Raw genomic sequence first — 22,209 nt, 5'->3', positions numbered from 1 at the left:
ACGACCCCTGCACCCACCGCACCTCCGCATCACCCGCCCCGCCCGCACCCCGACACCGCACCGAGGACCCACCGTGACCCGTCTCCTGCCCCGCAGATCCGCCCTCCCCGCGCTCGCCCTCGCGAGCGCCGCCGTGATGCTCCTCGCCGGCTGCGCCGCGGGCGAGGGCTCCGCCGTCGCGCCGGCCGCCGCCGACGCGTCCGCCGCCCCCGCCGGCTGGAGCGCCGACACGCTCACGGTCGACTGGGCCACCTACAACCCGCTCAGCCTCATCGTGAAGGACCAGGGCCTCCTCGAGGAGCGCCTCGGATCCGACGTGGCGGTGGAGTGGGTGCAGAGCGCCGGGTCCAACAAGGCCAACGAGCTGCTCCGTGCGGGCGCCGTCGACGTCGGTTCGACCGCGGGATCCGCCGCGCTGCTCGCGCGCGCCAACGGATCGCCCATCCGCACGATCGACGTGTACTCGCAGCCGGAGTGGACCGCGATCGTCGTGCCGCAGGGGTCGCCCATCACGAGCGTCGACCAGCTCCGCGGCGCCGACATCGCGGCGACGACGGGCACCGACCCGTACTTCTTCCTGCTGCAGACCCTCGACGAGGCCGGCATCCCGGCGTCCGAGGTGACGATCCAGAACCTCCAGCACGCGGACGGTCGCGCGGCCCTCGAGAACGGCTCGGTCGACGCGTGGGCCGGACTCGACCCGCTGATGGCGGCGAGCCAGGCGCAGGCGGGATCCACGCTCCTGTACCGGAACGTCGACTTCGCGACCTACGGCTTCCTCAACGCCACCGAGTCGTTCCTCGACGCGTCGCCCGACCTCGCGCAGGCCGTCGTCGACGCCTACGAGCAGGCGCGCGCCTGGGCGGTGGAGCACCCGGAGGAGACCGCGGTGATCCTCGCGCAGGCCGCCGCGATCGACCCGGCCGTCGCGTCCACCGTGATCGACCGGACGAACCTCGGCGTCGACCCCGTGCCCGGCGCCGCCCAGCGCTCCGTGCTCGAGCGCGTCGGGCCGATCCTCGTGGACTCGGGCGACGTGACCGATGAGGGGAAGGTCGACGCGGCGATCGACGAGCTGTTCGAGCCGCGCTTCGCGGAGTCCGCCGATCCCGCCGCCGGGACGGCCGGATGACCGCCGTCGGCCAGGCGTCGGTCGCGACGGACGACCTCCACCTCCCGGACGCGCGCGCCGGCGCGGCCCGTCGCTCCGCCGGCGGCCGGCTCGCCCGCGCCGGACTCGGGCTCGTCGTCCCCGTGCTCGTCGTCGGCGTCTGGGCCGTCGTCACCGCGACGGGCGCCGTCCCGCCGCACCTGCTCCCGGCGCCGCTCGACGTCGTGCGGGCCGGGGTGCAACTCGCCGAGCAGGGGATCCTCGGGCAGTACGTCGCCATCTCGCTGCAGCGCGTGCTCCTCGGCTTCGCGCTCGGCGCGACGGTCGGGCTCGTGCTCGGCGCGGTGGTCGGGCTCTCCCGCATCGGCCGGCTCCTCCTCGCGCCCACCGCGGGCGCGTTCCGCACCGTGCCATCGCTCGCGTGGGTGCCGCTGCTCCTGCTCTGGATGGGGATCAACGAGGACTCGAAGGTGACGCTCGTCGCCATCGGCGCGATGTTCCCCGTGTACACCACCGTCGCGGGCGCGCTCCGGCACGTCGACCCGCACCTCGTCGAGGTCGGCCGCGCGTTCGGGCTCGCCCGGATCCCGCTGCTCGTCACCGTGCAGCTGCCCGCCGTGCTGCCCGCCGTGGTCTCGGGCCTCCGGCTCGCGCTCGCGCAGTCGTGGCTCTTCCTGGTCGCGGCCGAGCTGCTCGCCGCGTCGATGGGGCTCGGCTACCTGCTGACGGAGTCGTCCGCGAACGGGCGCGTCGACCGGGTGCTGCTCGCGATCGTGCTGCTCGCGGTGCTCGGGGCGGTCACCGACGCCGTCGTGGGGGTCGTCGAGCGCCTGCTCGTGCGCCGCTGGGGCTGATCCCGCCGTCCCACGTGTCGTCGCGTGACGCGCCGGTTCCGGATCCTGGCCCCGGCGCACGTAGCGTCGGCGCATGACCTCCCCGCGCACCGAGCAGGCCGAGACCGTCCCCGCGACCGACGCTGACGAGCGGGACCTGTTCCCGCCGCCCGCCGCGCTCGCCCGGGCCGCGAACGTCACGGCGGAGGCGTACGCGCGCGCCGAGGCGGATCCCGTCGCCTTCTGGGAGGAGGCCGCCCGCCGCCTCGACTGGGAGACGCCGTGGGAGACCGCGCACACGTGGATCCCGCCGGTCGCCGACGACGGCACGCCGCAGGTCCCGGCCGCCACCTGGTTCGCGGGCGGCCGCCTCAACGTCGCCGCCAACTGCGTCGACCGGCACGTCGCGGCCGGCCGCGGCGCGAAGGTCGCGCTGCACTTCGAGGGCGAGCCGGGCGACCGCCGGACGGTGACCTACCTCGACCTCCAGGAGGAGGTGTCGCGCGCCGCGAACGCGCTCACGGCCCTCGGCGTCGGACCCGGCGACCGCGTCGTGATCTACCTGCCCGTGCTCGTCGAGACGGTCGTCGCGACGCTCGCGGTCGCCCGCATCGGGGCCGTCCACTCGCTCGTGTTCGGCGGCTTCTCCGCCGAGGCGCTGCGCTTCCGCGTCGAGGACACGGGCGCGAAGCTCCTCATCACGAGCGACGGGCAGAACCGCCGCGGCACCGCCGTCGCCACCAAGCCGCAGGCCGACGAGGCCGTCGCCGGCGTCGCGTCGGTCGAGCACGTGCTCGTCGTCCGCCGCACCGGGCAGGACGTGCCGTGGACGGAGGGCCGCGACGTCTGGTGGCACGACGCCGTCGGATCCGCGTCGCCCGTGCACGCGCCGGAGGCCTTCGACGCCGAGCACCCGCTCTTCGTGATCTACACGTCCGGCACCACCGGGCGCCCCAAGGGCCTCGTGCACACGTCCGGCGGGTACCTCACCCACGCGTCGTGGGCGCACTGGGCCCACTTCGACGCCAAGCCCGACGACGTGCACTGGTGCACGGCCGACCTCGCCTGGGTCACCGCCCACACCTACGAGATCTACGGCCCGCTCTCCAACGGCCTCACGCAGGTGATCTACGAGGGCACGCCCGACACGCCCCACCGCGGCCGGCACCTGGAGATCATCGAGCGGTACGGCGTCACGACCTACTACACGGCCCCCACGCTGATCCGCTCGCTCATGAGCTGGTACCCCGACGGCGTCGCCGGGCACGACCTGTCGAGCATCCGCCTGCTGGGGTCGGTGGGGGAGGCGATCAACCCGGCCGCCTGGCGTTGGTTCCACCGGGAGGTCGGCGGCGGGCGCGCGCCTGTGGTCGACACCTGGTGGCAGTCGGAGACGGGCGCCGCCGTGATCGCGCCCCTGCCCGGCGTCTCGACCCTGAAGCCCGGGCACGCGGGCCGCGCCCTGCCCGGGTTCCTCGTCGACGTGGTGGACGACGCCGGCGAGCGCGTCGCCGCGGGGGAGGGCGGCCTCCTCGTGATCCAGCGCCCCTGGCCCGGCATGGCCCGCACCGTGTGGGGCGATCCCGACCGCTACCGCAGCGCCTACTGGGAGCGCTTCGCCGACCGCGGCTGGTTCCTCGCGGGCGACGGCGCCCGGCGCGATGCGGACGGCGACGTGGCGCTCCAGGGGCGGATCGACGAGGTCGTCAACGTCTCCGGCCACCGCCTCTCGACCATCGAGATCGAGTCCGCGCTCGTCGCGCACCCGCGGGTGGGGGAGGCCGGGGTCACCGGCGTCGCCGACGACCTCACCGGCCAGCGCGTGGTCGCGTTCGTCGTGCCGCGCGGCGACGACCGCCCCGCGGACGACGACGCCGCGGGCTGGGCGGCGCTCGCCGCGGAGCTGGGACCCGTCCTCACGGCCCACGTGGCGCGCGTCATCGGCCCCGTCGCGAAGCCCCGGCGCGTCGTCGCGGTGCCGGACGTGCCGAAGACGCGCTCGGGGAAGATCATGCGGCGGCTCCTCGCCGACCTGGTCGAGGGGCGGACGCTCGGCGACGCGACGAGCCTGCAGGACGCCGCCGTGCTGGGACGGATCCGCGCGGTGCTCGACGCGTCGGCCGGCTGAGGACACGCGCGGGCGGCCCGCCCGCCGCGCGCCGCCGCGGGCACCCGGTAGAGTGGCCGGCGGAACAGACCACCTTTAACATCCGTCCCGAGAGGCGGGGAAGGAGGTCGGATTGCCTCAGCGCGTCGTGCTGCAGCCCTCTGACATCACCCGTGCGCTCACGCGCATCGCCCACGAGATCCTCGAGTCGAACCGCGGCCCCGCCGGCCTGCTGCTCCTCGGCATCCCGACCCGCGGCACCGTGCTCGCCGAGCGCATCGGCCGGATCATCGCCCGCCTCGAGCCCGACGCCCCCGCCGACCTGGTGGGCTCGCTCGACGTCACGATGTACCGCGACGACCTGCGCCGGAACCCCACCCGCGCCCCGGCGCCCACGCGCCTCCCCGCCGGCGGGGTCGACGGCCGCACGGTCGTGCTCGTCGACGACGTGCTCTTCTCCGGCCGCACGGTGCGCGCCGCCCTCGACGCCATCGGGGACCTGGGCCGCCCGACGGCCGTGCGCCTGGCCGCGCTCGTCGACCGGGGCCACCGCGAGCTCCCCATCCGCGCCGACTTCGTGGGCAAGAACCTGCCGTCGAGCCTCGCCGAGCGGATCTTCGTCCGCCTCGACGAGATCGACGGCGAGGACGCCGTCACCATCCAGGGTCCCGACCACGAGGGGGGCGACCGATGAGGCACCTGCTCTCCACCCGCGACCTGTCGCGCGACGAGGCCGTCCGCATCCTCGACGTGGCCGAGGACATGGCCGACGTCGGCACGCGCGAGATCAAGAAGCTCCCCGCGCTCCGCGGCCGCACGGTCGTCAACCTCTTCTTCGAGGACTCGACGCGCACCCGCATCTCGTTCGAGGCCGCCGCGAAGCGCCTCTCGGCCGACGTCATCAACTTCAGCGCCAAGGGGTCGAGCGTGTCCAAGGGTGAGAGCCTCAAGGACACCGCGCAGACCCTGCAGGCGATGGGCGCCGACGGCGTCGTCGTCCGCCACCCGTCCTCGGGCGCGCCGCACACGCTCGCGGGCAGCGGCTGGATCGACGCCGGCATCGTCAACGCGGGCGACGGCACGCACGAGCACCCCACGCAGGCGCTCCTCGACGCGTTCACCATCCGCCGCCGGCTGCACGGGCCCGCCGCCCGGGGGAGGGGCCTCGACGGCGCGCGCGTCGTCATCGTGGGCGACATCCTCCACTCCCGCGTCGCGCGCTCGAACGCGTGGCTGCTCACGACGCTCGGCGCGGAGGTCACGCTCGTCGCGCCGCCCACGCTCGTGCCGGTGGGCATCGGGTCCTGGCCGGTCGCCGTCCGCTACGACCTCGACCGGGCCCTCCGGGAGGTCCGGCCGGACGCCGTGATGATGCTCCGGATCCAGGCCGAGCGCATGCGCGCCGCCTTCTTCCCGAACCCGCGCGAGTACGCGCGCATCTGGGGCCTCGACGACGCGCGGCTCGCGCTCCTCGGGCCCGATACGATCGTCATGCACCCGGGGCCCATGAACCGCGGGCTCGAGATATCCGCCGCCGCCGCCGACTCGGAGAGGTCCACGGTGCGCGAGCAGGTCGCCAACGGCGTCTCGGTGCGCATGGCCGTCCTCTACCTCCTGCTGTCCGGCGACGGGAAGGCCGACCGATGACCCAGAACGCGATGACCATGGACGACACCCACCTGATCCGGGGCGCGACCCTGCCCACGGGCGAGCGCGCCGACATCCTCCTCGCGGACGGGCTGATCCGCGCGATCGGCCCGGACCTCGTCGCCCCGGCCGGCGCACGCGTCGTCGAGGCGGACGGCCTCGTCGCCCTCCCCGGCCTCGTCGACCTGCACGTGCACCTCCGGGAGCCCGGCTACGAGCAGAGCGAGACCGTGCTCACGGGGTCCCGCGCCGCGGCCCTCGGCGGCTTCACGGCCGTCTTCGCGATGGCCAACACCATGCCGGTGCAGGACACCGCGGGCGTGGTCGAGCAGGTCAAGGCGCTCGGCGACGCCGCCGGGTACGCCACCGTCCGCCCCATCGGCGCGGTGTCCGTCGGCCTCGCGGGGGAGTCGCTGGCCGAGATCGGCGCCATGGCGTCGAGCCGCGCCGCCGTCCGCGTCTTCTCCGACGACGGGAAGTGCGTCTCCGACCCGCTCCTCATGCGCCGCGCGCTCGAGTACGTGAAGGCGTTCGACGGCGTCATCGCGCAGCACGCGCAGGACCCCCGCCTCACCGAGGGCGCCACCATGAACGAGGGCGCGCTGTCCGGCGAGCTCGGCATCACGGGCTGGCCCGCGGTCGCCGAGGAGTCGATCATCGCGCGCGACGTGCTGCTCGCCGAGCACGTCGGATCCCGCCTCCACGTCTGCCACGTCTCGACCGCCGGCTCCGTCGACGTGATCCGCTGGGCCAAGGCCCGCGGGGTCGACGTCACCGCGGAGGTCACGCCGCACCACCTGCTCCTCACGGAGGACCTGGTCGCCGGCTACGACGCCCGCTACAAGGTGAACCCGCCGCTCCGCCGCCTGGAGGATGTGGAGGCGCTCCGCCTCGCGCTCGCCGACGGCACGATCGACGTCGTCGCCACCGATCACGCGCCGCACCCGACGGAGGCGAAGGACTGCGAGTGGGACGCGGCCGCGTTCGGGATGGTCGGCCTCGAGTCGGCGCTCTCCGTGGTCCAGCTCGCGATGGTCGACACGGGCCTCCTCGACTGGCAGGGCGTCGCGCGCGTCATGTCGCACGCGCCCGCGCGCATCGGCCGCCTCGCCGAGCACGGGCACGCGCTCGAGGCGGGATCCCCGGGCGACGTCACGCTCTACGACCCCGCCGCCTCGCGCGTCTTCGGCCGCGCCGACCTCGGCGGCCAGAGCGTCAACTCGCCGTACCTGGAGATGACGCTGCCCGGCCGCGTCGTCGCGACGTTCCACCGCGGCTACCCGACCGTGCTCGACGGCGCGCTCGTCGACCGCGACGAGGTCGCCCGCGCCGCCGTGCTCCGCGACCGCGCCGACGCCGACGCCCGCTCGGCCGCCGCGGCCGCCGGCGCCGCCGCCGCCGCGGCCCCCGACGCCCCGGCGGGACGCGCATGAGCGACCGCATCGGACCCGCGGTCAGCGTGATCGCGCTCCTCGTCCTGCTGCTCGGCCTCATGGCGCTCGGCTGGCGCGCGCGCCGCCGTCGACAGCGCACGCTGCCCGAGCCGCCGCGCCCGCCCGCCGGGCTCGCGACGCCGACGCTCGAGGTCGACGTGCTCTACGTCGCCACGACCACCGCGGGCCAGCCGCTCGACCGGCTCACGGTCCGCCCCCTCGGCTTCCGGGGACGCGCGGCGGCCCGCGTGCACGACGCCGGGCTCGTGCTCGCGATCGACGGCGAGCGCGAGGTGCTCGTGCCCGCCGACCGCATCACCGGCTCCGGCCTCGCGACCTACGCGATCGACCGCGTCGTGGAGGAGGGCGGCCTCGTGGCCGTCACCTGGATCCTCGACGAGGCCGCCGGGACCTCGGTCGACACGTACCTCCGGGTGATCGATCCGCGCGAGAAGACCGCGCTCGTCGACGCCCTCCACCGGATCCCGCGCCTGGCGCACGACGACGACAACGAAGGGAAGTGACCGACATGGCCCGACACGAACCTGCTGTCCTGGTACTCGAGGACGGACGGAGGTACGTCGGACGCGCGTACGGCGCCCGCGGCACCAGCCTCGGCGAGGCCGTCTTCGCCACCGGCATGACCGGCTACCAGGAGACCATCACCGACCCGTCCTACGCGGGCCAGATCGTGCTCCAGACGGCGCCGCACATCGGCAACACGGGCATGAACGACGAGGACATGGAGTCCCGCCGCATCTGGGTCGCCGGCTACGTCGTCCGCGACCCCTCCCGCGTGGTCTCCAACTTCCGCGGCACCCGCACGCTCGAGGACGACCTCGTCGCGCAGGGCGTCGTCGGCATCTCCGGCATCGACACGCGCGCCGTCACGCGCCGGATCCGCGACGAGGGCGCCATGCGCGCCGGCGTCTTCTCCGGCGAGGCCGCGTCGCTCAGCGACGAGGAGCAGCTCGCGCAGGTGCGGCAGGCGCCCGACATGACGGGCCGCAACCTCTCCGCCGAGGTCTCCACGCAGGAGACGTACACGATCCCCGCGGTGGGCGAGCGCATCGGCTCCGTCGCGGTGCTCGACCTCGGCATCAAGACCGCGACCGTGAAGCACCTCGCCGCCCGCGGCCTCGACGTGCACGTGGTGCCGCAGTCGATCACCACCGAGGAGCTCGCCGAGCTCGCGCCCACCGCCGTCTTCTACTCGAACGGCCCCGGCGACCCCGAGGCCTCGCAGTACCACGTGGAGCTCCTGCAGGACGTGCTGCGGAAGGGCATCCCGTTCTTCGGGATCTGCTTCGGCAACCAGCTCCTCGGCCGCGCCCTCGGGTTCGACACCTACAAGCTGCCGTTCGGCCACCGCGGGATCAACCAGCCCGTGCTCGACCGCCGGACCGGCCGCGTCGAGATCACGAGCCAGAACCACGGCTTCGCGGTCTCCGCGCCGCTCGACGGCCCCGTGGAGAGCCCCGCCGGCTTCGGCCGCGCGGAGGTCAGCCACGTCTCGCTCAACGACCAGGTGGTGGAGGGGCTCAACTGCCTCGACATCCCGGCCTTCTCCGTGCAGTACCACCCGGAGGCGGCCGCCGGCCCGCACGACTCGTCGTACCTCTTCGACCGGTTCGTCCAGCTGATCCACGACGCGTCGGGCACCGCTCCCGCCGCCGCGACCCCCCAGGAGACCGTGTAATGCCCAAGCGCGCCGACATCAACTCCGTCCTCGTCATCGGCTCCGGGCCGATCGTCATCGGGCAGGCGGCCGAGTTCGACTACTCCGGCACCCAGGCCTGCCGCGTGCTTCGCGAGGAGGGCGTGCGCGTCATCCTCGTGAACTCCAACCCGGCCACGATCATGACCGACCCGGACTTCGCGGACGCCACGTACATCGAGCCGATCACGAGCGAGGTGCTCGAGAAGATCATCATCAAGGAGAAGCCGGACGCGGTCCTCCCCACGCTCGGCGGCCAGACCGCCCTCAACGCGGCCATCCGCCTCGACGAGCTCGGCATCCTCGCCAAGCACGGCGTCGAGCTCATCGGCGCCAAGGTCGAGGCCATCCAGAAGGGCGAGGACCGCCAGCTCTTCAAGGACCTCGTGATCGAGTCCGGCGCCGACGTCGCCCGCTCGCACGTCGCCAAGACGCTCGAGCAGGCGGTGGAGTACGCCGAGGACCTCGGCTACCCGCTCGTGATCCGCCCCTCCTTCACCATGGGCGGCCTCGGCTCCGGCTTCGCGCACACCCGTGCCGAGCTCGAGCGCATGGTCGCCGACGGCCTGCAGTCGAGCCCCACCACCGAGGTGCTCCTCGAGGAGTCGATCCTCGGCTGGAAGGAGTACGAGCTGGAGCTCATGCGCGACACGGCCGACAACACGGTCGTCGTCTGCTCCATCGAGAACGTCGACCCCGTCGGCGTGCACACGGGCGACTCGATCACGGTCGCGCCGGCCCTCACGCTCACCGACCGCGAATACCAGCACATGCGCGACATCGGCATCGACATCATCCGCCGGGTGGGCGTCGACACCGGCGGCTGCAACATCCAGTTCGCGGTCGACCCCGCGGACGGCCGCCTCATCGTCATCGAGATGAACCCGCGCGTCTCCCGCTCCAGCGCGCTCGCGTCGAAGGCCACGGGCTTCCCGATCGCGAAGATCGCGGCGAAGCTCGCCATCGGCTACCGGCTCGACGAGATCCCGAACGACATCACCAAGGTCACGCCCGCGAGCTTCGAGCCCACGCTCGACTACGTGGTCGTCAAGGTCCCGCGCTTCGCGTTCGAGAAGTTCCCGGCCGCCGACGCCGAGCTCACCACCACCATGAAGTCGGTGGGCGAGGCCATGGCCATCGGCCGCAACTACTCGACCGCCCTGCAGAAGGCGCTGCGCTCGCTCGAGAAGCGCGGATCCTCCTTCCACTGGGGCCCGGAGACCCGCTCGGTCGACGAGCTCCTCGAGGTGAGCCGCACGCCCACCGACGGCCGCATCGTCACCGTGCAGCAGGCGCTCCGCGCCGGCGCGACCGCCGAGCAGGTCTTCGACGCGACGAAGATCGACCCCTGGTTCATCGACCAGATCGTCCTCATCAACGAGGTCGCGGACGCCGTCCGCGACGCCGACGAGCTCGACGCGGACACGCTGCGCGAGGCGAAGGACCACGGCTTCTCCGACGTGCAGATCGCGGAGATCCGCGGCCTCGCCGAGCAGGAGGTGCGCGACGCCCGCCACGCGGCGGACATCCGCCCCGTGTTCAAGACGGTCGACACCTGCGCGGGCGAGTTCCCGGCCCTCACGCCGTACCACTACTCCAGCTACGACTCCGAGACGGAGATCGTGCCGTCGGACCGCCGCAAGGTGATCATCCTGGGCTCGGGCCCCAACCGCATCGGCCAGGGCATCGAGTTCGACTACTCGTGCGTGCACGCGTCCTTCGCGCTGGCCGACGCCGGGTACGAGACGATCATGATCAACTGCAACCCGGAGACGGTCTCGACCGACTACGACACGAGCGACCGGCTCTACTTCGAGCCGCTCACGCTCGAGGACGTGCTGGAGATCGTGCACGCGGAGCAGCAGGCGGGCGAGCTCGTCGGCGTCGTCGTGCAGCTCGGCGGCCAGACCGCGCTCGGGCTCGCCAAGGGCCTCGAGGCCGCGGGCGTCCCGATCCTCGGCACGAGCCCGTCGGCCATCGACCTCGCGGAGGAGCGGGGCCTGTTCTCCGGCATCCTCGACGCGGCCGGCCTCGTGGCCCCGCGGAACGGCACGGCCACCGTCATCGAGGAGGCCGTCGTCGTGGCCGAGGAGATCGGCTACCCCGTCCTCGTCCGCCCGAGCTACGTGCTCGGCGGCCGCGGCATGGAGATCGTCTTCGACACCGCCACGCTGCACGACTACTTCCTCCGCATGGCCGACCAGGGCATCATCGGCGCGGGGAAGCCCCTCCTCATCGACCGGTTCCTCGACGACGCCATCGAGATCGACATCGACGCCATCTACGACGGCACCGAGCTGTACGTCGGCGGCGTGATGGAGCACATCGAGGAGGCCGGGATCCACTCGGGCGACTCGAGCTGCACGCTCCCGCCCGTCACGCTCGGCCGCGGCCAGATCCAGCAGGTCGTGGACGCCACGCGCGCCATCGCCGAGGGCGTCGGCGTGCGCGGCCTCCTCAACGTGCAGTTCGCGATCGGCGCGGGCGTGCTCTACGTCCTCGAGGCGAACCCGCGCGCGAGCCGCACGGTGCCGTTCGTCTCCAAGGCGCTCGGCATCCCGCTCGCGAAGGCCGCGTCGCTCGTCATGGTCGGCACCTCCATCGCGGAGCTGAAGGCCTCGGGCCTCCTGCCCGAGCGCGACGGATCCGACGTCCCCATGGACTCGCCCGTCGCCGTCAAGGAGGCCGTGCTGCCCTTCAAGCGGTTCCGCACGAAGGACGGCCTCATCGTCGACTCCGTGCTCGGCCCGGAGATGCGCTCCACGGGCGAGGTCATGGGCATCGACCGCGACTTCCCCCGCGCCTTCGCGAAGAGCCAGGAGGCGGCCTTCGGCGGCCTCCCGCTCTCGGGCACGGTGTTCGTCTCGGTCGCCGACCGCGACAAGCGCTCGATCGTGCTCCCGGTGCTCCGGCTCCAGCAGCTCGGCTTCGAGGTGCTGGCGACCGCGGGGACGGCCGAGATCCTCAGCCGCAACGGGATCCAGGCGCGCGTCGTCCGCAAGTACAGCGAGTCGCCGGCCGAGGGGGACTCGCCGTCGATCGTCGACCTCATCAACCGCGACCAGGTCGACGTCGTGATCAACACGCCCTCGGGCCGCACGGCCCGCGCCGACGGCTACGAGATCCGCGCGGCGGCCGTCGCGGCGGACAAGCCGCTGTTCACGACCATCGCGCAGCTCACGGCCGCGGTCGCGTCCTTCGACGCCATCCGCGCCGGGTTCGACGTGACGAGCCTGCAGGACTACGCGATCGCCCGCGAGGCCCGCCGGTGACGACCGCGGACGGCGGGGCGACGCAGGTCGCCCCGCCGTTCGGCGCGCGCCTCGCCCGCGCGTTCCGCGAGCACGGCCATCTCTGCGTCGGCATCGACCCGCACCGGTCGCTGCTCGACGCGTGGGGCCTCGCGGACGACGCGCAGGGCCTCGCGGAGTTCGGCCTCCGCGTGGTCGAGGCGACCGCGGGGCGGGCCGGCATCGTCAAGCCGCAGGTCGCGTTCTTCGAGCGCCACGGATCCGCGGGCTACGCCGCCCTCGAGCGCGTCCTCGCCGCGGCGCACGACGCCGGCCTCCTCGTGATCGCCGACGCCAAGCGCGGCGACATCGGCTCCACGGTCGACGCGTACGGCGCGGCCTGGCTCGCGCCGGACAGCCCGCTGCGCGCCGACGCCGTGACCCTCACGGCGTACACGGGCGTCGGGTCCCTCGACGGCGTGCGCGCCGCGGCGGACGCGTGGGGCGCGGGCGTCTTCGTCCTCGCCGCCACCTCGAACCCGGAGGCCGAGCGGCTCCAGCGCGCGCTGCTGCCCGCCCACGGATCCGCCGGCGCCGGCCGCACGGTCGCCCGCGGGATCCAGGACGCGGCCGTCGCCGCCAACGGCCCCCGCGACGACCCCGCCGCGGATCCCGGCGCCTTCGGCCTCGTCATCGGCGCCACGGTCGACGCCGCCGACGCCGGCCTCGACCTCGCCGAGCTCACCCGCACGCCCATCCTCGCGCCCGGCTTCGGCCACCAGGGCGCGCTCCTCGGCGATGTCCGGAAGCTGTTCGGCCCCGCGTCCGGCGTTGTGATCGCGAGCGCCTCGCGGAGTATCCTCGCGACTGGGCCACGGCGTGTCGCGGAGGCCGTCACCGACCACGCCGGACGACTCGAAGAGGTGCTGCCATGAGGCCCGAACCACCCGAGGTCGACCGCATCGCCGCCTCCCAGGCCGCCGTCGCGGCCCGCCGCGCCCGCGCGCAGGTGAAGAGCGACATCGTCACGGGGGAGCGCACGCCGCTCGGCGTGCTCGACGCGTCGGCCGACCCCGCGCGTCGTGCCGAGGCCACGCTCCGCGTCACCGAGTTCCTCACGAGCATCCCGAACATCGGCCCCACCAAGCTCGAGCGGATCCTCGGCGAGCTCGGCATCTCCACCGCCAAGCGCCTCGGCGGGCTCGGCGTCCACCAGCGCGTGCGCCTCACCCGCTTCCTCGAGGAGTGGCAGGCCGCGAAGCAGATCGTCGAGCCGAGCAGGCTCGTCGTGCTCGCGGGCCCCACCGCGGTCGGCAAGGGCACCGTCTCGACCTTCATCCGCGAGAACGAGCCCGACGTGCTCCTGTCCGTCTCCGCCACGACGCGCGCGCCGCGTCCCGGCGAGGTCGAGGGGGTCAACTACTACTTCGTCTCCGACGCCGAGTTCGACGCGATGGTCGAGCGGGGCGAGCTGCTCGAGTGGGCGAAGGTCCACAACGCGCACCGCTACGGCACGCCGCGCGCGCCCATCGACGTGGCGCTGGCCGAGGGCCGCAGCGTCCTGCTCGAGATCGACATCCAGGGCGCGCGCCAGGTGAAGGCCGCCATGCCCGAGGCCCGGCTCGTGTTCCTGCTGCCGCCCACCTGGGAGGAGCTCGTGCGCCGCCTGGTCGGCCGCGGCACGGAGGGACCCGAGGAGCAGCAGCGCCGGCTCGACACCGCGAAGGTCGAGCTGGCCGCCCAGGACGAGTTCGACCACCTCGTCGTGAACCGCGATGTCGCGGAGGCCGCGCGCGAGGTCGTAGAATTGATGAAGACCAGGAAGGCCGTCGGTCCGTGAACCGGACCCGGACGGCCTTCGTCCATGTAATGAGGAAGCGGCACATCCATGGTTGACAAGACCCAGGGCATCATCGACCCGCCCATCGACGAGCTCCTCTCGAAGGTCGACTCGAAGTACGCGCTCGTGATCTTCGCCTCCAAGCGGGCCCGCCAGATCAACGACTACTACGCCGACCTGCACGAGGGCAGCCTGTTCGACAACGTGGGGCCGCTCGTCGACTCCACCATCGACGACAAGCCCCTCTCGGTCGCCATGCACGAGATCAACGAGGACAAGCTCATCGCCACGCCCATCGTGGAGCCCGCGGCCTCCTAGCCGCCCGCCGTCCCGGATGACCCGCGCCGACCGCACGCCGCACGAGCCCCCGGCCCCCGAGCCCCGGAGCGCAGCCGCGTGATGGTCGTCGTGGGGATCACGGGCGGCATCGCGGCCTACAAGGCCGTCGGCGTGGTCCGCGGCCTGGTGCTGCTCGGCCACGACGTGCACGTCGTGCCCACCGAGGCCGCGCTCCGCTTCGTCGGCAAGCCGACGCTGGAGGCCGTGAGCCGGAACCCGGTCACGAGCGACCTCTACGACGGGGTCTCCGAGGTGCGCCACGTCGCGCTCGGCCAGAAGGCCGACCTCATCGTCGTCGCCCCGGCCACCGCCCACACGCTGGCGTCGATGGCCCTCGGCCTCTCCGACGACCTGCTCGGCACCACCATCCTCGCGAGCCGCGCGCCCCTCGTGATCGCCCCGGCGATGCACACCGAGATGTGGCAGCACCCGGCCACCCAGGCGAACGCGGCCATCCTGCGCGCGCGCGGCGCCACGCTCATCGGCCCCACGTCGGGACGCCTCACCGGCACCGACTCCGGGCCCGGCCGCATGGCCGAGGTCGAGGACGTGCTGGCCGCCGCCCTCGCCGCCGTCCGCCCCGGCGGGCGCGACCTCCAGGGCCGGCGCGTCGTCGTGTCCGCGGGCGGCACGCGCGAGCCGCTGGATCCGGTGCGCTTCCTCGGCAACCGCTCCTCCGGCCGGCAGGGCGTCGCCCTCGCCATTGCCGCGCGCGACCGCGGGGCCGACGTCGTGCTCGTGGCCGCGCACCTCGAGGTGCCCGCGCCGACCGGCCTCCGCGTGGTGCCCGTCTCCACCGCGCTCGAGCTCGAGGACGCCATGGTGCGCGAGGCCGAGGGGGCCGACGTCGTCATCATGGCCGCGGCCGTCGCCGACTACCGGCCCGTCGCGGTGTCCGCCGGCAAGATCAAGAAGGAGGAGGCGGGGGACGAGCTCTCCGTCGCCCTCGTGCGGAACCCGGACATCCTGCAGCGCCTCGCGGCCGAGGCCGCCGTGCCGCGCGCGGACGGCACGCACCGCCTCGTCGTCGGCTTCGCGGCCGAGACCGAGGAGGACCCGGCCGAGCTGCTGCGGATCGGCCGTGCGAAGCTCGCGCGGAAGGGCTGCGACCTGCTCGTCCTCAACAGGGTGGGGTGGTCCGAGGGGTTCGCCACGGAGGGCAACACGATCACGGTGCTCGGGAGGACCGGAGATACACTGGCCGAGGCCTCCGGCTCCAAGGAGCAGGTCGCCCATCGAATTCTCGACGTAGTGGGCACGCCGACGCCTGAGTAGCGGACGGCGCGCGACCACGCGATCCCCCTGGAGCTCCCCCCGTGACCGACCTGCGCCTGTTCACCTCCGAGTCCGTCACCGAGGGCCACCCGGACAAGATCTGCGACCAGATCTCGGACAGCATCCTCGACGCGCTCCTCACGCAGGACCCGGCGAGCCGCGCGGCCGTCGAGACGCTCGTCACCACGGGCCTCGTGCACGTGGCGGGCGAGGTCACCACGTCGGGCTACGTCGACATCCCGCAGATCGTGCGCGACCGCATCCGGGACATCGGCTACGACTCCTCCGAGGTCGGCTTCGACGGCAGCAACTGCGGCGTCACGGTCTCCATCGGCGCGCAGTCGCCCGACATCGCGCAGGGCGTCGACCGCTCGTACGAGTCCCGCTCGGGATCCGCGTCCACCGACGCGCGCGACCTCCAGGGCGCGGGCGACCAGGGCCTCATGTTCGGCTACGCCTCGCGCGACACCCCCGTCTTCATGCCGCTGCCCATCTACCTCGCGCACCGCCTCGCCGAGCGCCTCGCGGCGGTCCGCCACGCGGGCGAGCTCGCGTACCTGCGGCCCGACGGCAAGACGCAGGTCACCATCGGTTACGAGGGGCTCGTCCCGCGCACGGTCGACACCGTCGTGCTCAGCACGCAGCACGGCCCGCAGGTCTCCCAGGAGGACCTCCGCCGCGAGGTCGAGGAGCACGTCATCCGGCCCGTGCTCGCCGAGGCGGCCGAGATCGGCATCGAGCTCGACTCGCGCGACGCCACGATGCTCATCAACCCGACGGGCAAGTTCGAGATCGGCGGGCCGAAGGGCGACGCCGGGCTCACGGGACGGAAGATCATCGTCGACACCTACGGCGGGTTCAGCCGCCACGGCGGCGGCGCGTTCAGCGGCAAGGACCCGTCGAAGGTCGACCGCAGCGCCGCGTACGCCATGCGCTGGGTCGCGAAGAACGCGGTCGCCGCGGGACTCGCCGACCGGCTCGAGGTGCAGGTCGCCTACGCCATCGGCAAGGCCGCGCCCGTGGGGCTCTACGTCGAGACGTTCGGCACGGCGCACGTGCCCGAGGACCGCATCGTCCGCGCGATCCGCGAGACCTTCGACCTGCGGCCCGCCGCCATCGTCGAGCAGCTCGACCTGCTCCGCCCCATCTACGCGCAGACCGCCGCCTACGGGCACTTCGGCCGCGAGCTGCCGGACTTCACCTGGGAGGCGCTCGACCGTGTCGCCGACCTGCAGAGCGCCGCGGGGCTCTGACGCGCCCAGCCGCCCGGGCCGCCGCGTGAGCGGGGGAGCGCGATGACGGCGGCGGCGGACGGGGCGAACGTGGACGGTGCGTCGCCCGCTGCGGTGCCGGTGCCCGCTCCTCTGCCCGCGGCCGGGCCCGCGCGCCCGCCCGTGGTGCGGGTCATGGTCGACTCGCCGCTGCCGCAGCTCGACCGGCTGTTCGACTACGCGGTGCCCGAGGCGCTGCGCGCGACGTGCGTGCCCGGCGTGCGCGTGCGCGTGCCGCTCCGGTCCGCGGGCCGCGTGGCCGACGGCTACGTCGTCGAGGTCGGCGACGCCGGCGGGTACGACGGCGCGCTCAGCGAGGTCGAGCAGGTCGTGTCGCCCCTGCCCGTGCTGCGCCCGGAGATCTGGACGCTCGCCCGGGAGGTCGCCGACCGGCAGGCCGGGACCGCGTCCGACGTGATCCGGCTGGCCGTGCCGCCGCGCCAGGTCCGCGTCGAGAAGGCGCACCTGGCCGCCCTGGAGGCCGCCGCGGTGGCCGCCGAGTCGGAGGCCACCGAGTCCGACGCGGCCGACGCCGGTCCCGCCGAGGCGGCCGCCGCAGCAGCTCCCGCCCCGGCCTCCCCGGACGACGCCCCCGTCGACCCCGCCGCCCTCCCGCCCGTCGACGGCTACGCGCCCGAGGGCCTCGCCGCCGCGGTCGACGGATCCGGACGCGTGGCCGTCGACGCGATCCCCGAGGTCGTCGAGCTCCCCGGCGGCGCGTGGGCCGGCCGCTGGGCGGTCACGCTCGCCCAGGCCGCCGCGCGCGTGCTCGCGTCCGGACGCAGCAGCATCCTCGTGGTGCCCGACTACCGGGACCAGGACCAGCTCGAGGCCGCCCTCGCGGCGCACGCGCCGGCCGGATCCGTGCTGCGCACCGACGCGCGCCAGTCCGGCCCCGACCGCTACCGCTCGTTCCTCGCGGGCCTCGGGGACGCGCCCCGCATCGTCGTCGGCAACCGGTCGGCCGTGTACGCGCCCGCTCCGCGCCTCGGCCTCGTGGCCCTGTGGGACGAGGGCGACCCGCTGCACGCCGAGCCGCTCAGCCCCTACGCCCACGCCCGCGACGTCGCGCTCCTCCGCAGCCGGCAGCAGGGCACCGCGCTCGTGCTCCTCGCGCACTCGCGGAGCACCGAGGTCGAGCGGCTCGTCGCGATCGGGTACCTCGGCACCGCGTCGCCCGTGGTCACCCGGCCGCCGCGCGTGATCCCGACCACCTCGCAGACGGGCGACGAGGGGTTCGCCCGGCAGGCGCGGATCCCCTCGGGCGCCTGGCGCGCCGCGAAGGACGCCGTCGAGCACGGGCCGGTCCTCATCCAGGTCGCGCGCCCCGGCTACGCGCCGCTCGTCGCGTGCCGGGCCTGCCGCCAGGCCGCGCGCTGCACCGTCTGCACCGGCCCGCTCGGCATGTCGACCGCCACGAGCACGCCCACGTGCGGCTGGTGCGGGCACCTGGCCGGCGACTGGCGCTGCGCCAACTGCGGATCCGACGAGCTGCGCCTCGTCACCATCGGCGCCGGCCGCACGGCGGAGGAGCTGGGTCGGGCGTTCCCCGGCGTGCAGGTGGTGCTGGCCGACGGCGAGCGCCACGTGCAGGAGGTCGACGCGGAGTCCCGGCTCGTCGTCGCCACGCGCGGCGCCGAGCCCGTGGCCGCGGGCGGCTACCGGGCGATCCTCCTCCTCGACGGCGAGCGGATGCTCGCGCGGGAGAGCCTGCGGGTGGGGGAGGACGTGCTCCGGCAGTGGTCGAACGCCGCGGCCCTCGCGGCTCCCCGCGCGCCCGTGATGCTCGTGGGCGTCGGCGGCCAGGTCGCCCGCGCCCTCGCCACCTGGCAGCAGCCGCGGTACGCGCGCGAGGAGCTGCTCGAGCGCCGCGCCCTGCGGTTCCCGCCCGCCGTGCGCGCGGCGAGCGTCGAGGGGCTGCCGGACGCCGTCGGCGCCGCGGTCGAGCGGCTCGACGGGCTCGCCGGGGTCGACGTCCTCGGTCCCGTGCCCACCGAGGGCGGCAAGGTGCGGGCCATCGTCCGGCTCGACTACGCGAGCGGCGCCGACGCCGCGCGCGAGCTCAGGGCGGCCGTCGTGCGCAACGCCTCCAGCCGACGGAAGCCCGTCGCGGGCCGCACCGGGTTCCGGCCCACGGTCCCGCTCCGTGTACGGTTCGACGACACGGGCCTGTTCTGATCCGCGTCCGACGCGCCGCCCGCGCCCCGGGCGCCGTCGCTCCCGCACCCGCCTCCTCCGCTCACCCCGCACGCCGTCCCCGGGAGGGATCCGCATGAGACTCGTCTTCGCCGGCACGCCCCTCGCGGCCGTGCCCTCGCTCCAGCTGCTCGCGGCGTCCGGCCACGAGGTCGCGCTCGTCGTCACGCGCGCGGACGCGCCGCTCGGCCGGAAGCGCGTGCTCACCCCCTCGCCCGTCGCCGCCGAGGCCGAGCGCCTCGGCATCCCGACGCTCCGGACGAACCGGCTCGACGAGGAGGCGACGGCCCGCATCGCGGCGGTCGGGGCGGACCTCGGCGTCATCGTCGCGTACGGCGGACTCGTCCGCGAGCCGCTGCTCTCGACGCCCGCGCGCGGCTGGATCAACCTGCACTTCTCGCTGCTCCCGCGCTGGCGCGGTGCCGCGCCCGTCCAGCGGTCGATCATGGCGGGCGAGCGCGTCACGGGCGCGAGCGTCTTCCAGCTCGAGCGCGGCATGGACACCGGACCCGTCTTCGCGATGGAGGAGCGGCCCACGGGCGACCACGAGACGGCCGGCCATGTGCTCGAGGCCCTCGCGGTCCAGGGCGCCGACCTGCTCGTCCGCACGGTCGACCGGATCGCCGACGGCACCGCCGTCGCGCGCCCGCAGGAGGGCGAGCCGACCCTCGCGCCGAAGACGACCATCGAGGACGGCCGCGTCGACTGGGCGCGCCCCGCCGACGCGGTGCTGGCGCGGATCCGCGGCGTGACGCCCGAGCCCGGCGCGCACACGTCCGTGGGCGACGTGCGCCTCAAGATCCACCGCGCCGCGGTCCTCCGCGACGCCGCGCCGCTCGAGCCCGGGCGCCTCGCGTCCGTCGGCGGCCGCGTCGTCGTCGGCACCGCCGGCCACCCCGTCGAGCTCATCCAGGTGCAGCCCGCGGGCAAGAGCCCCATGCCCGCCGCCGACTGGTGGCGCGGCGTCACCGAGGAGGACGTCACCGCACGATGAGCGACAGCACCGGATCCCCCGCCCGCCGCCCGGGCGGCCGCCGGCCCGCCGGAGGAGGCGGCCGCCGGCCCGACGACCGCGGCCGCGCTCCCGAGCGCGACCGCGCCGACGTCGGCGGCCCCGCGACGGTCAGCCCCGCCCGCCGCGTCGCCTACGAGGTGATCAGCGCGGTCCGCGAGTCGGACGCGTACGCGAACCTCCTGCTGCCCGTGCGGATCCGCCGCGCGGCCCTCTCCGCGCAGGACGCGGCCCTCGCCACCGAGCTCGCCTACGGCACGCTCCGCATGTCCGGCTACTACGACCGCGTGATCGAGCTGGCCGCCGGCCGCCCCGTCTCCGCGATCGACGCGCCCATCCTCGACGTGCTGCGCCTGTCGGTGCACCAGCTGCTCAGCATGCGCGTCGCCACGCACGCGGCCGTCAACGAGGGCGTCGACATGGCGCGCGCGGTCGGATCCCGCTCCGCCACCGGCTTCGTCAACGGCGTGCTCCGCACCATCACGCGCTCCGAGCCCGGGGAGTGGCGCCAGCGCGTCCTCGACAGCGCCGCGAGCGACGACGAGCGCCTCGCGCTCGAGCACTCCCACCCGCTGTGGGTCCTGCGCGCGCTCCGCCAGGCGCTCGCCCGCGAGGGCCTGGCCGACGAGCTCGAGGACCTGCTGCGCGCCGACAACGTCGCGCCCGCCGTCAGCCTCGTGGCGCTCCCCGGCCTCGCGACCGTCGAGGAGACGGGCGAGCAGCCGGCCGCCTTCTCGCCCGTCGGCGCGTACCTCGAGGGCGGCGACCCGATGGACGCCCCGGGCGTCGCCGAGGGCCGCGTCCGCGTGCAGGACGAGGGCTCGCAGCTCGCCGCCCTCGCGCTCAGCCGCGCGCGCGTCGTGACCCCCGGCGAGCGCTGGCTCGACCTCTGCGCGGGCCCCGGCGGCAAGGCCGCGCTGCTGGCCGCCGAGGCCGGCCGGTCCGGCGCCCTGCTCACCGCGAACGAGCTCGTCCCCGCGCGCGCCGGGCTCGTCCGCGACGCCCTCCGCGCCGTCCCCGGCGACACCGAGGTGTGGGAGCTCGACGGCACGACCGTGGGGGAGGAGCACCCGCACGCGTTCGACCGGATCCTCCTCGACGCCCCGTGCAGCGGCCTCGGCGCGCTCCGCCGCCGTCCGGAGGCGCGCTGGCGCAAGTCCCCGCGCGACGTCGCGGGCCTCGGCGCACTGCAGACGGGCCTCATCGACTCGGCGATCGGCGCGCTCGCGCCCGGCGGGATCCTCGCCTACGTCACGTGCTCGCCGCACCTCGCCGAGACCCGCGCCATCGTGCAGGCCGCGCTCCAGCGCCACCCCGACGTCACCGCGCTCGACACCCGCGCGGTGCTCGCCGAGGTGGCCGACGGCGACCTCGAGCTGCCGGAGGCGGAGGGCGACGCCGCCGACCGCGGGTCCAGCGTGCAGCTCTGGCCGCACCGGCACGGCACGGACGCCATGTTCATCGCCCTCCTGACCCGCGGGTAGGGTCGGGGCATGCCCGTCCGCATCGAACCGAGCATCCTGTCCGCCGACTTCGCGAACCTGGAGCGCGAGATCCAGCGCCTGGCGACCGCCGACCTCGTGCACGTCGACATCATGGACAACCACTTCGTCCCGAACCTCACGTTCGGGCTGCCCATGGTCGAGCGCCTCCAGCAGGTGACGCCGGTGCCGCTCGACATCCACCTGATGATCGACGACGTCGACCGCTGGGCCCCCGGGTACGCCGAGGCGGGCGCCGCGAGCGTCACCTTCCACGCCGAGGCCACGCGCGAGCCCGTCGCGCTCGCCCGCCGGCTCCGTGACATCGGCGCGCGCGCCGGCATCGCGCTGAAGCCCGGCACGCCCGTCGACGACTACCTCGACCTCCTGCACGAGTTCGACCAGGTGCTCGTGATGACGGTGGAGCCCGGGTTCGGCGGCCAGTCCTTCATGCCCGAGACGATGCCGAAGCTCCGCGCCCTCCGCGCGCGCCTCCGCGACAGCGGCCACGACGTGTGGCTCCAGGTCGACGGCGGCATCGACGTCGAGACCATCGGCCGCGCGGCCGAGGCCGGCGCCGACACGTTCGTCTCCGGATCCGGCGTCTTCCGCGGCGGCGACCCGGAGTCCGCCATCGCCGAGCTGCGCCGCGCCGCCGAGGGACACGTCCACGCGCACTGAGGGCCCCCGGGCACGGGTGCGCCCGGCGCGATCTGC

The 22,209-nt window shown here is 74.6% G+C and carries 18 protein-coding genes; all 18 read left to right on the top strand.

Features of this window, described 5'->3' with window-relative positions:
• The first annotated feature begins 73 nt into the window (after positions 1–73).
• The 18 genes from ACT7CP_RS09375 to rpe all read left to right on the top strand — a co-directional run bounded on the left by ACT7CP_RS09375 (position 74) and on the right by rpe (position 22,173).
• Positions 74–1,132: an aliphatic sulfonate ABC transporter substrate-binding protein gene (locus ACT7CP_RS09375; RefSeq protein ID WP_445442007.1), complete on the top strand. Its 1,059-nt coding sequence runs from the start codon at positions 74–76 to the stop codon at positions 1,130–1,132.
• Positions 1,129–1,965 (top strand): ABC transporter permease, encoded by an 837-nt coding sequence (locus ACT7CP_RS09370; RefSeq protein ID WP_445442006.1) that lies wholly within the window; start codon positions 1,129–1,131, stop codon positions 1,963–1,965. Before ACT7CP_RS09375 ends, ACT7CP_RS09370 begins: the two co-directional genes overlap by 4 nt.
• Positions 1,966–2,038: 73 nt before the next feature.
• Positions 2,039–4,072, top strand: coding sequence for an acetate--CoA ligase (gene acs / locus ACT7CP_RS09365; RefSeq protein WP_445442005.1), 2,034 nt, complete (start codon positions 2,039–2,041; stop codon positions 4,070–4,072).
• Between the two features lie 112 nt (positions 4,073–4,184).
• The gene (gene pyrR, locus ACT7CP_RS09360; RefSeq protein WP_307500913.1) at positions 4,185–4,745 is read left to right on the top strand and encodes a bifunctional pyr operon transcriptional regulator/uracil phosphoribosyltransferase PyrR; all 561 of its coding nucleotides are present in this window, start codon (positions 4,185–4,187) and stop codon (positions 4,743–4,745) included.
• Entirely contained in the window at positions 4,742–5,698 is a 957-nt protein-coding gene (locus ACT7CP_RS09355) for an aspartate carbamoyltransferase catalytic subunit (protein ID WP_445442004.1), read from the top strand. Before pyrR ends, ACT7CP_RS09355 begins: the two co-directional genes overlap by 4 nt.
• 17 nt (positions 5,699–5,715) lie before the next feature.
• Positions 5,716–7,131: a dihydroorotase gene (locus tag ACT7CP_RS09350; RefSeq protein WP_445443976.1), complete on the top strand. Its 1,416-nt coding sequence runs from the start codon at positions 5,716–5,718 to the stop codon at positions 7,129–7,131.
• Positions 7,128–7,655, top strand: coding sequence for a PH-like domain-containing protein (locus ACT7CP_RS09345; protein ID WP_445442003.1), 528 nt, complete (start codon positions 7,128–7,130; stop codon positions 7,653–7,655). The genes ACT7CP_RS09350 and ACT7CP_RS09345 overlap by 4 nt, the downstream gene beginning before the upstream one ends.
• Before the next feature lie 5 nt (positions 7,656–7,660).
• A complete protein-coding gene (gene carA, locus ACT7CP_RS09340) occupies positions 7,661–8,830 on the top strand; it encodes a glutamine-hydrolyzing carbamoyl-phosphate synthase small subunit (protein WP_445442002.1) in 1,170 nt (389 codons plus the stop codon).
• Complete coding sequence (carB, locus tag ACT7CP_RS09335; RefSeq protein ID WP_445442001.1) at positions 8,830–12,120, top strand: carbamoyl-phosphate synthase large subunit; 3,291 nt, start codon at positions 8,830–8,832, stop codon at positions 12,118–12,120. The genes carA and carB overlap by 1 nt, the downstream gene beginning before the upstream one ends.
• Positions 12,117–13,013: an orotidine-5'-phosphate decarboxylase gene (gene pyrF, locus ACT7CP_RS09330; protein ID WP_445442000.1), complete on the top strand. Its 897-nt coding sequence runs from the start codon at positions 12,117–12,119 to the stop codon at positions 13,011–13,013. The genes carB and pyrF overlap by 4 nt, the downstream gene beginning before the upstream one ends.
• A complete protein-coding gene (gmk, locus tag ACT7CP_RS09325) occupies positions 13,010–13,918 on the top strand; it encodes a guanylate kinase (protein ID WP_445441999.1) in 909 nt (302 codons plus the stop codon). The genes pyrF and gmk overlap by 4 nt, the downstream gene beginning before the upstream one ends.
• Before the next feature lie 48 nt (positions 13,919–13,966).
• Positions 13,967–14,236, top strand: coding sequence for a DNA-directed RNA polymerase subunit omega (gene rpoZ, locus ACT7CP_RS09320; protein WP_413962789.1), 270 nt, complete (start codon positions 13,967–13,969; stop codon positions 14,234–14,236).
• A 78-nt stretch (positions 14,237–14,314) separates the two neighbouring features.
• Entirely contained in the window at positions 14,315–15,532 is a 1,218-nt protein-coding gene (gene coaBC, locus ACT7CP_RS09315; RefSeq protein ID WP_445441998.1) for a bifunctional phosphopantothenoylcysteine decarboxylase/phosphopantothenate--cysteine ligase CoaBC, read from the top strand.
• A gap of 41 nt (positions 15,533–15,573) precedes the next feature.
• A complete protein-coding gene (metK, locus tag ACT7CP_RS09310) occupies positions 15,574–16,785 on the top strand; it encodes a methionine adenosyltransferase (protein ID WP_307500920.1) in 1,212 nt (403 codons plus the stop codon).
• 42 nt (positions 16,786–16,827) lie between these two features.
• Positions 16,828–18,981 carry a primosomal protein N' gene (locus ACT7CP_RS09305; protein ID WP_445441997.1) on the top strand — a complete coding sequence of 718 codons (2,154 nt, stop codon included), beginning with the start codon at positions 16,828–16,830 and terminating at the stop codon, positions 18,979–18,981.
• A 94-nt stretch (positions 18,982–19,075) separates the two neighbouring features.
• Entirely contained in the window at positions 19,076–19,993 is a 918-nt protein-coding gene (fmt, locus tag ACT7CP_RS09300) for a methionyl-tRNA formyltransferase (RefSeq protein ID WP_445441996.1), read from the top strand.
• Positions 19,990–21,495, top strand: coding sequence for an RsmB/NOP family class I SAM-dependent RNA methyltransferase (locus ACT7CP_RS09295; protein WP_445441995.1), 1,506 nt, complete (start codon positions 19,990–19,992; stop codon positions 21,493–21,495). The genes fmt and ACT7CP_RS09295 overlap by 4 nt, the downstream gene beginning before the upstream one ends.
• 9 nt (positions 21,496–21,504) lie before the next feature.
• The gene (rpe, locus tag ACT7CP_RS09290; protein ID WP_413962795.1) at positions 21,505–22,173 is read left to right on the top strand and encodes a ribulose-phosphate 3-epimerase; all 669 of its coding nucleotides are present in this window, start codon (positions 21,505–21,507) and stop codon (positions 22,171–22,173) included.
• Positions 22,174–22,209 lie beyond the last annotated feature (36 nt).

The sequence above is a fragment of the Clavibacter rahimiani genome (assembly GCF_052654495.1).
The sequence above is the reverse complement of the archived record's forward strand: the minus strand, read 5'-3'. Positions and strand labels throughout refer to the sequence as shown.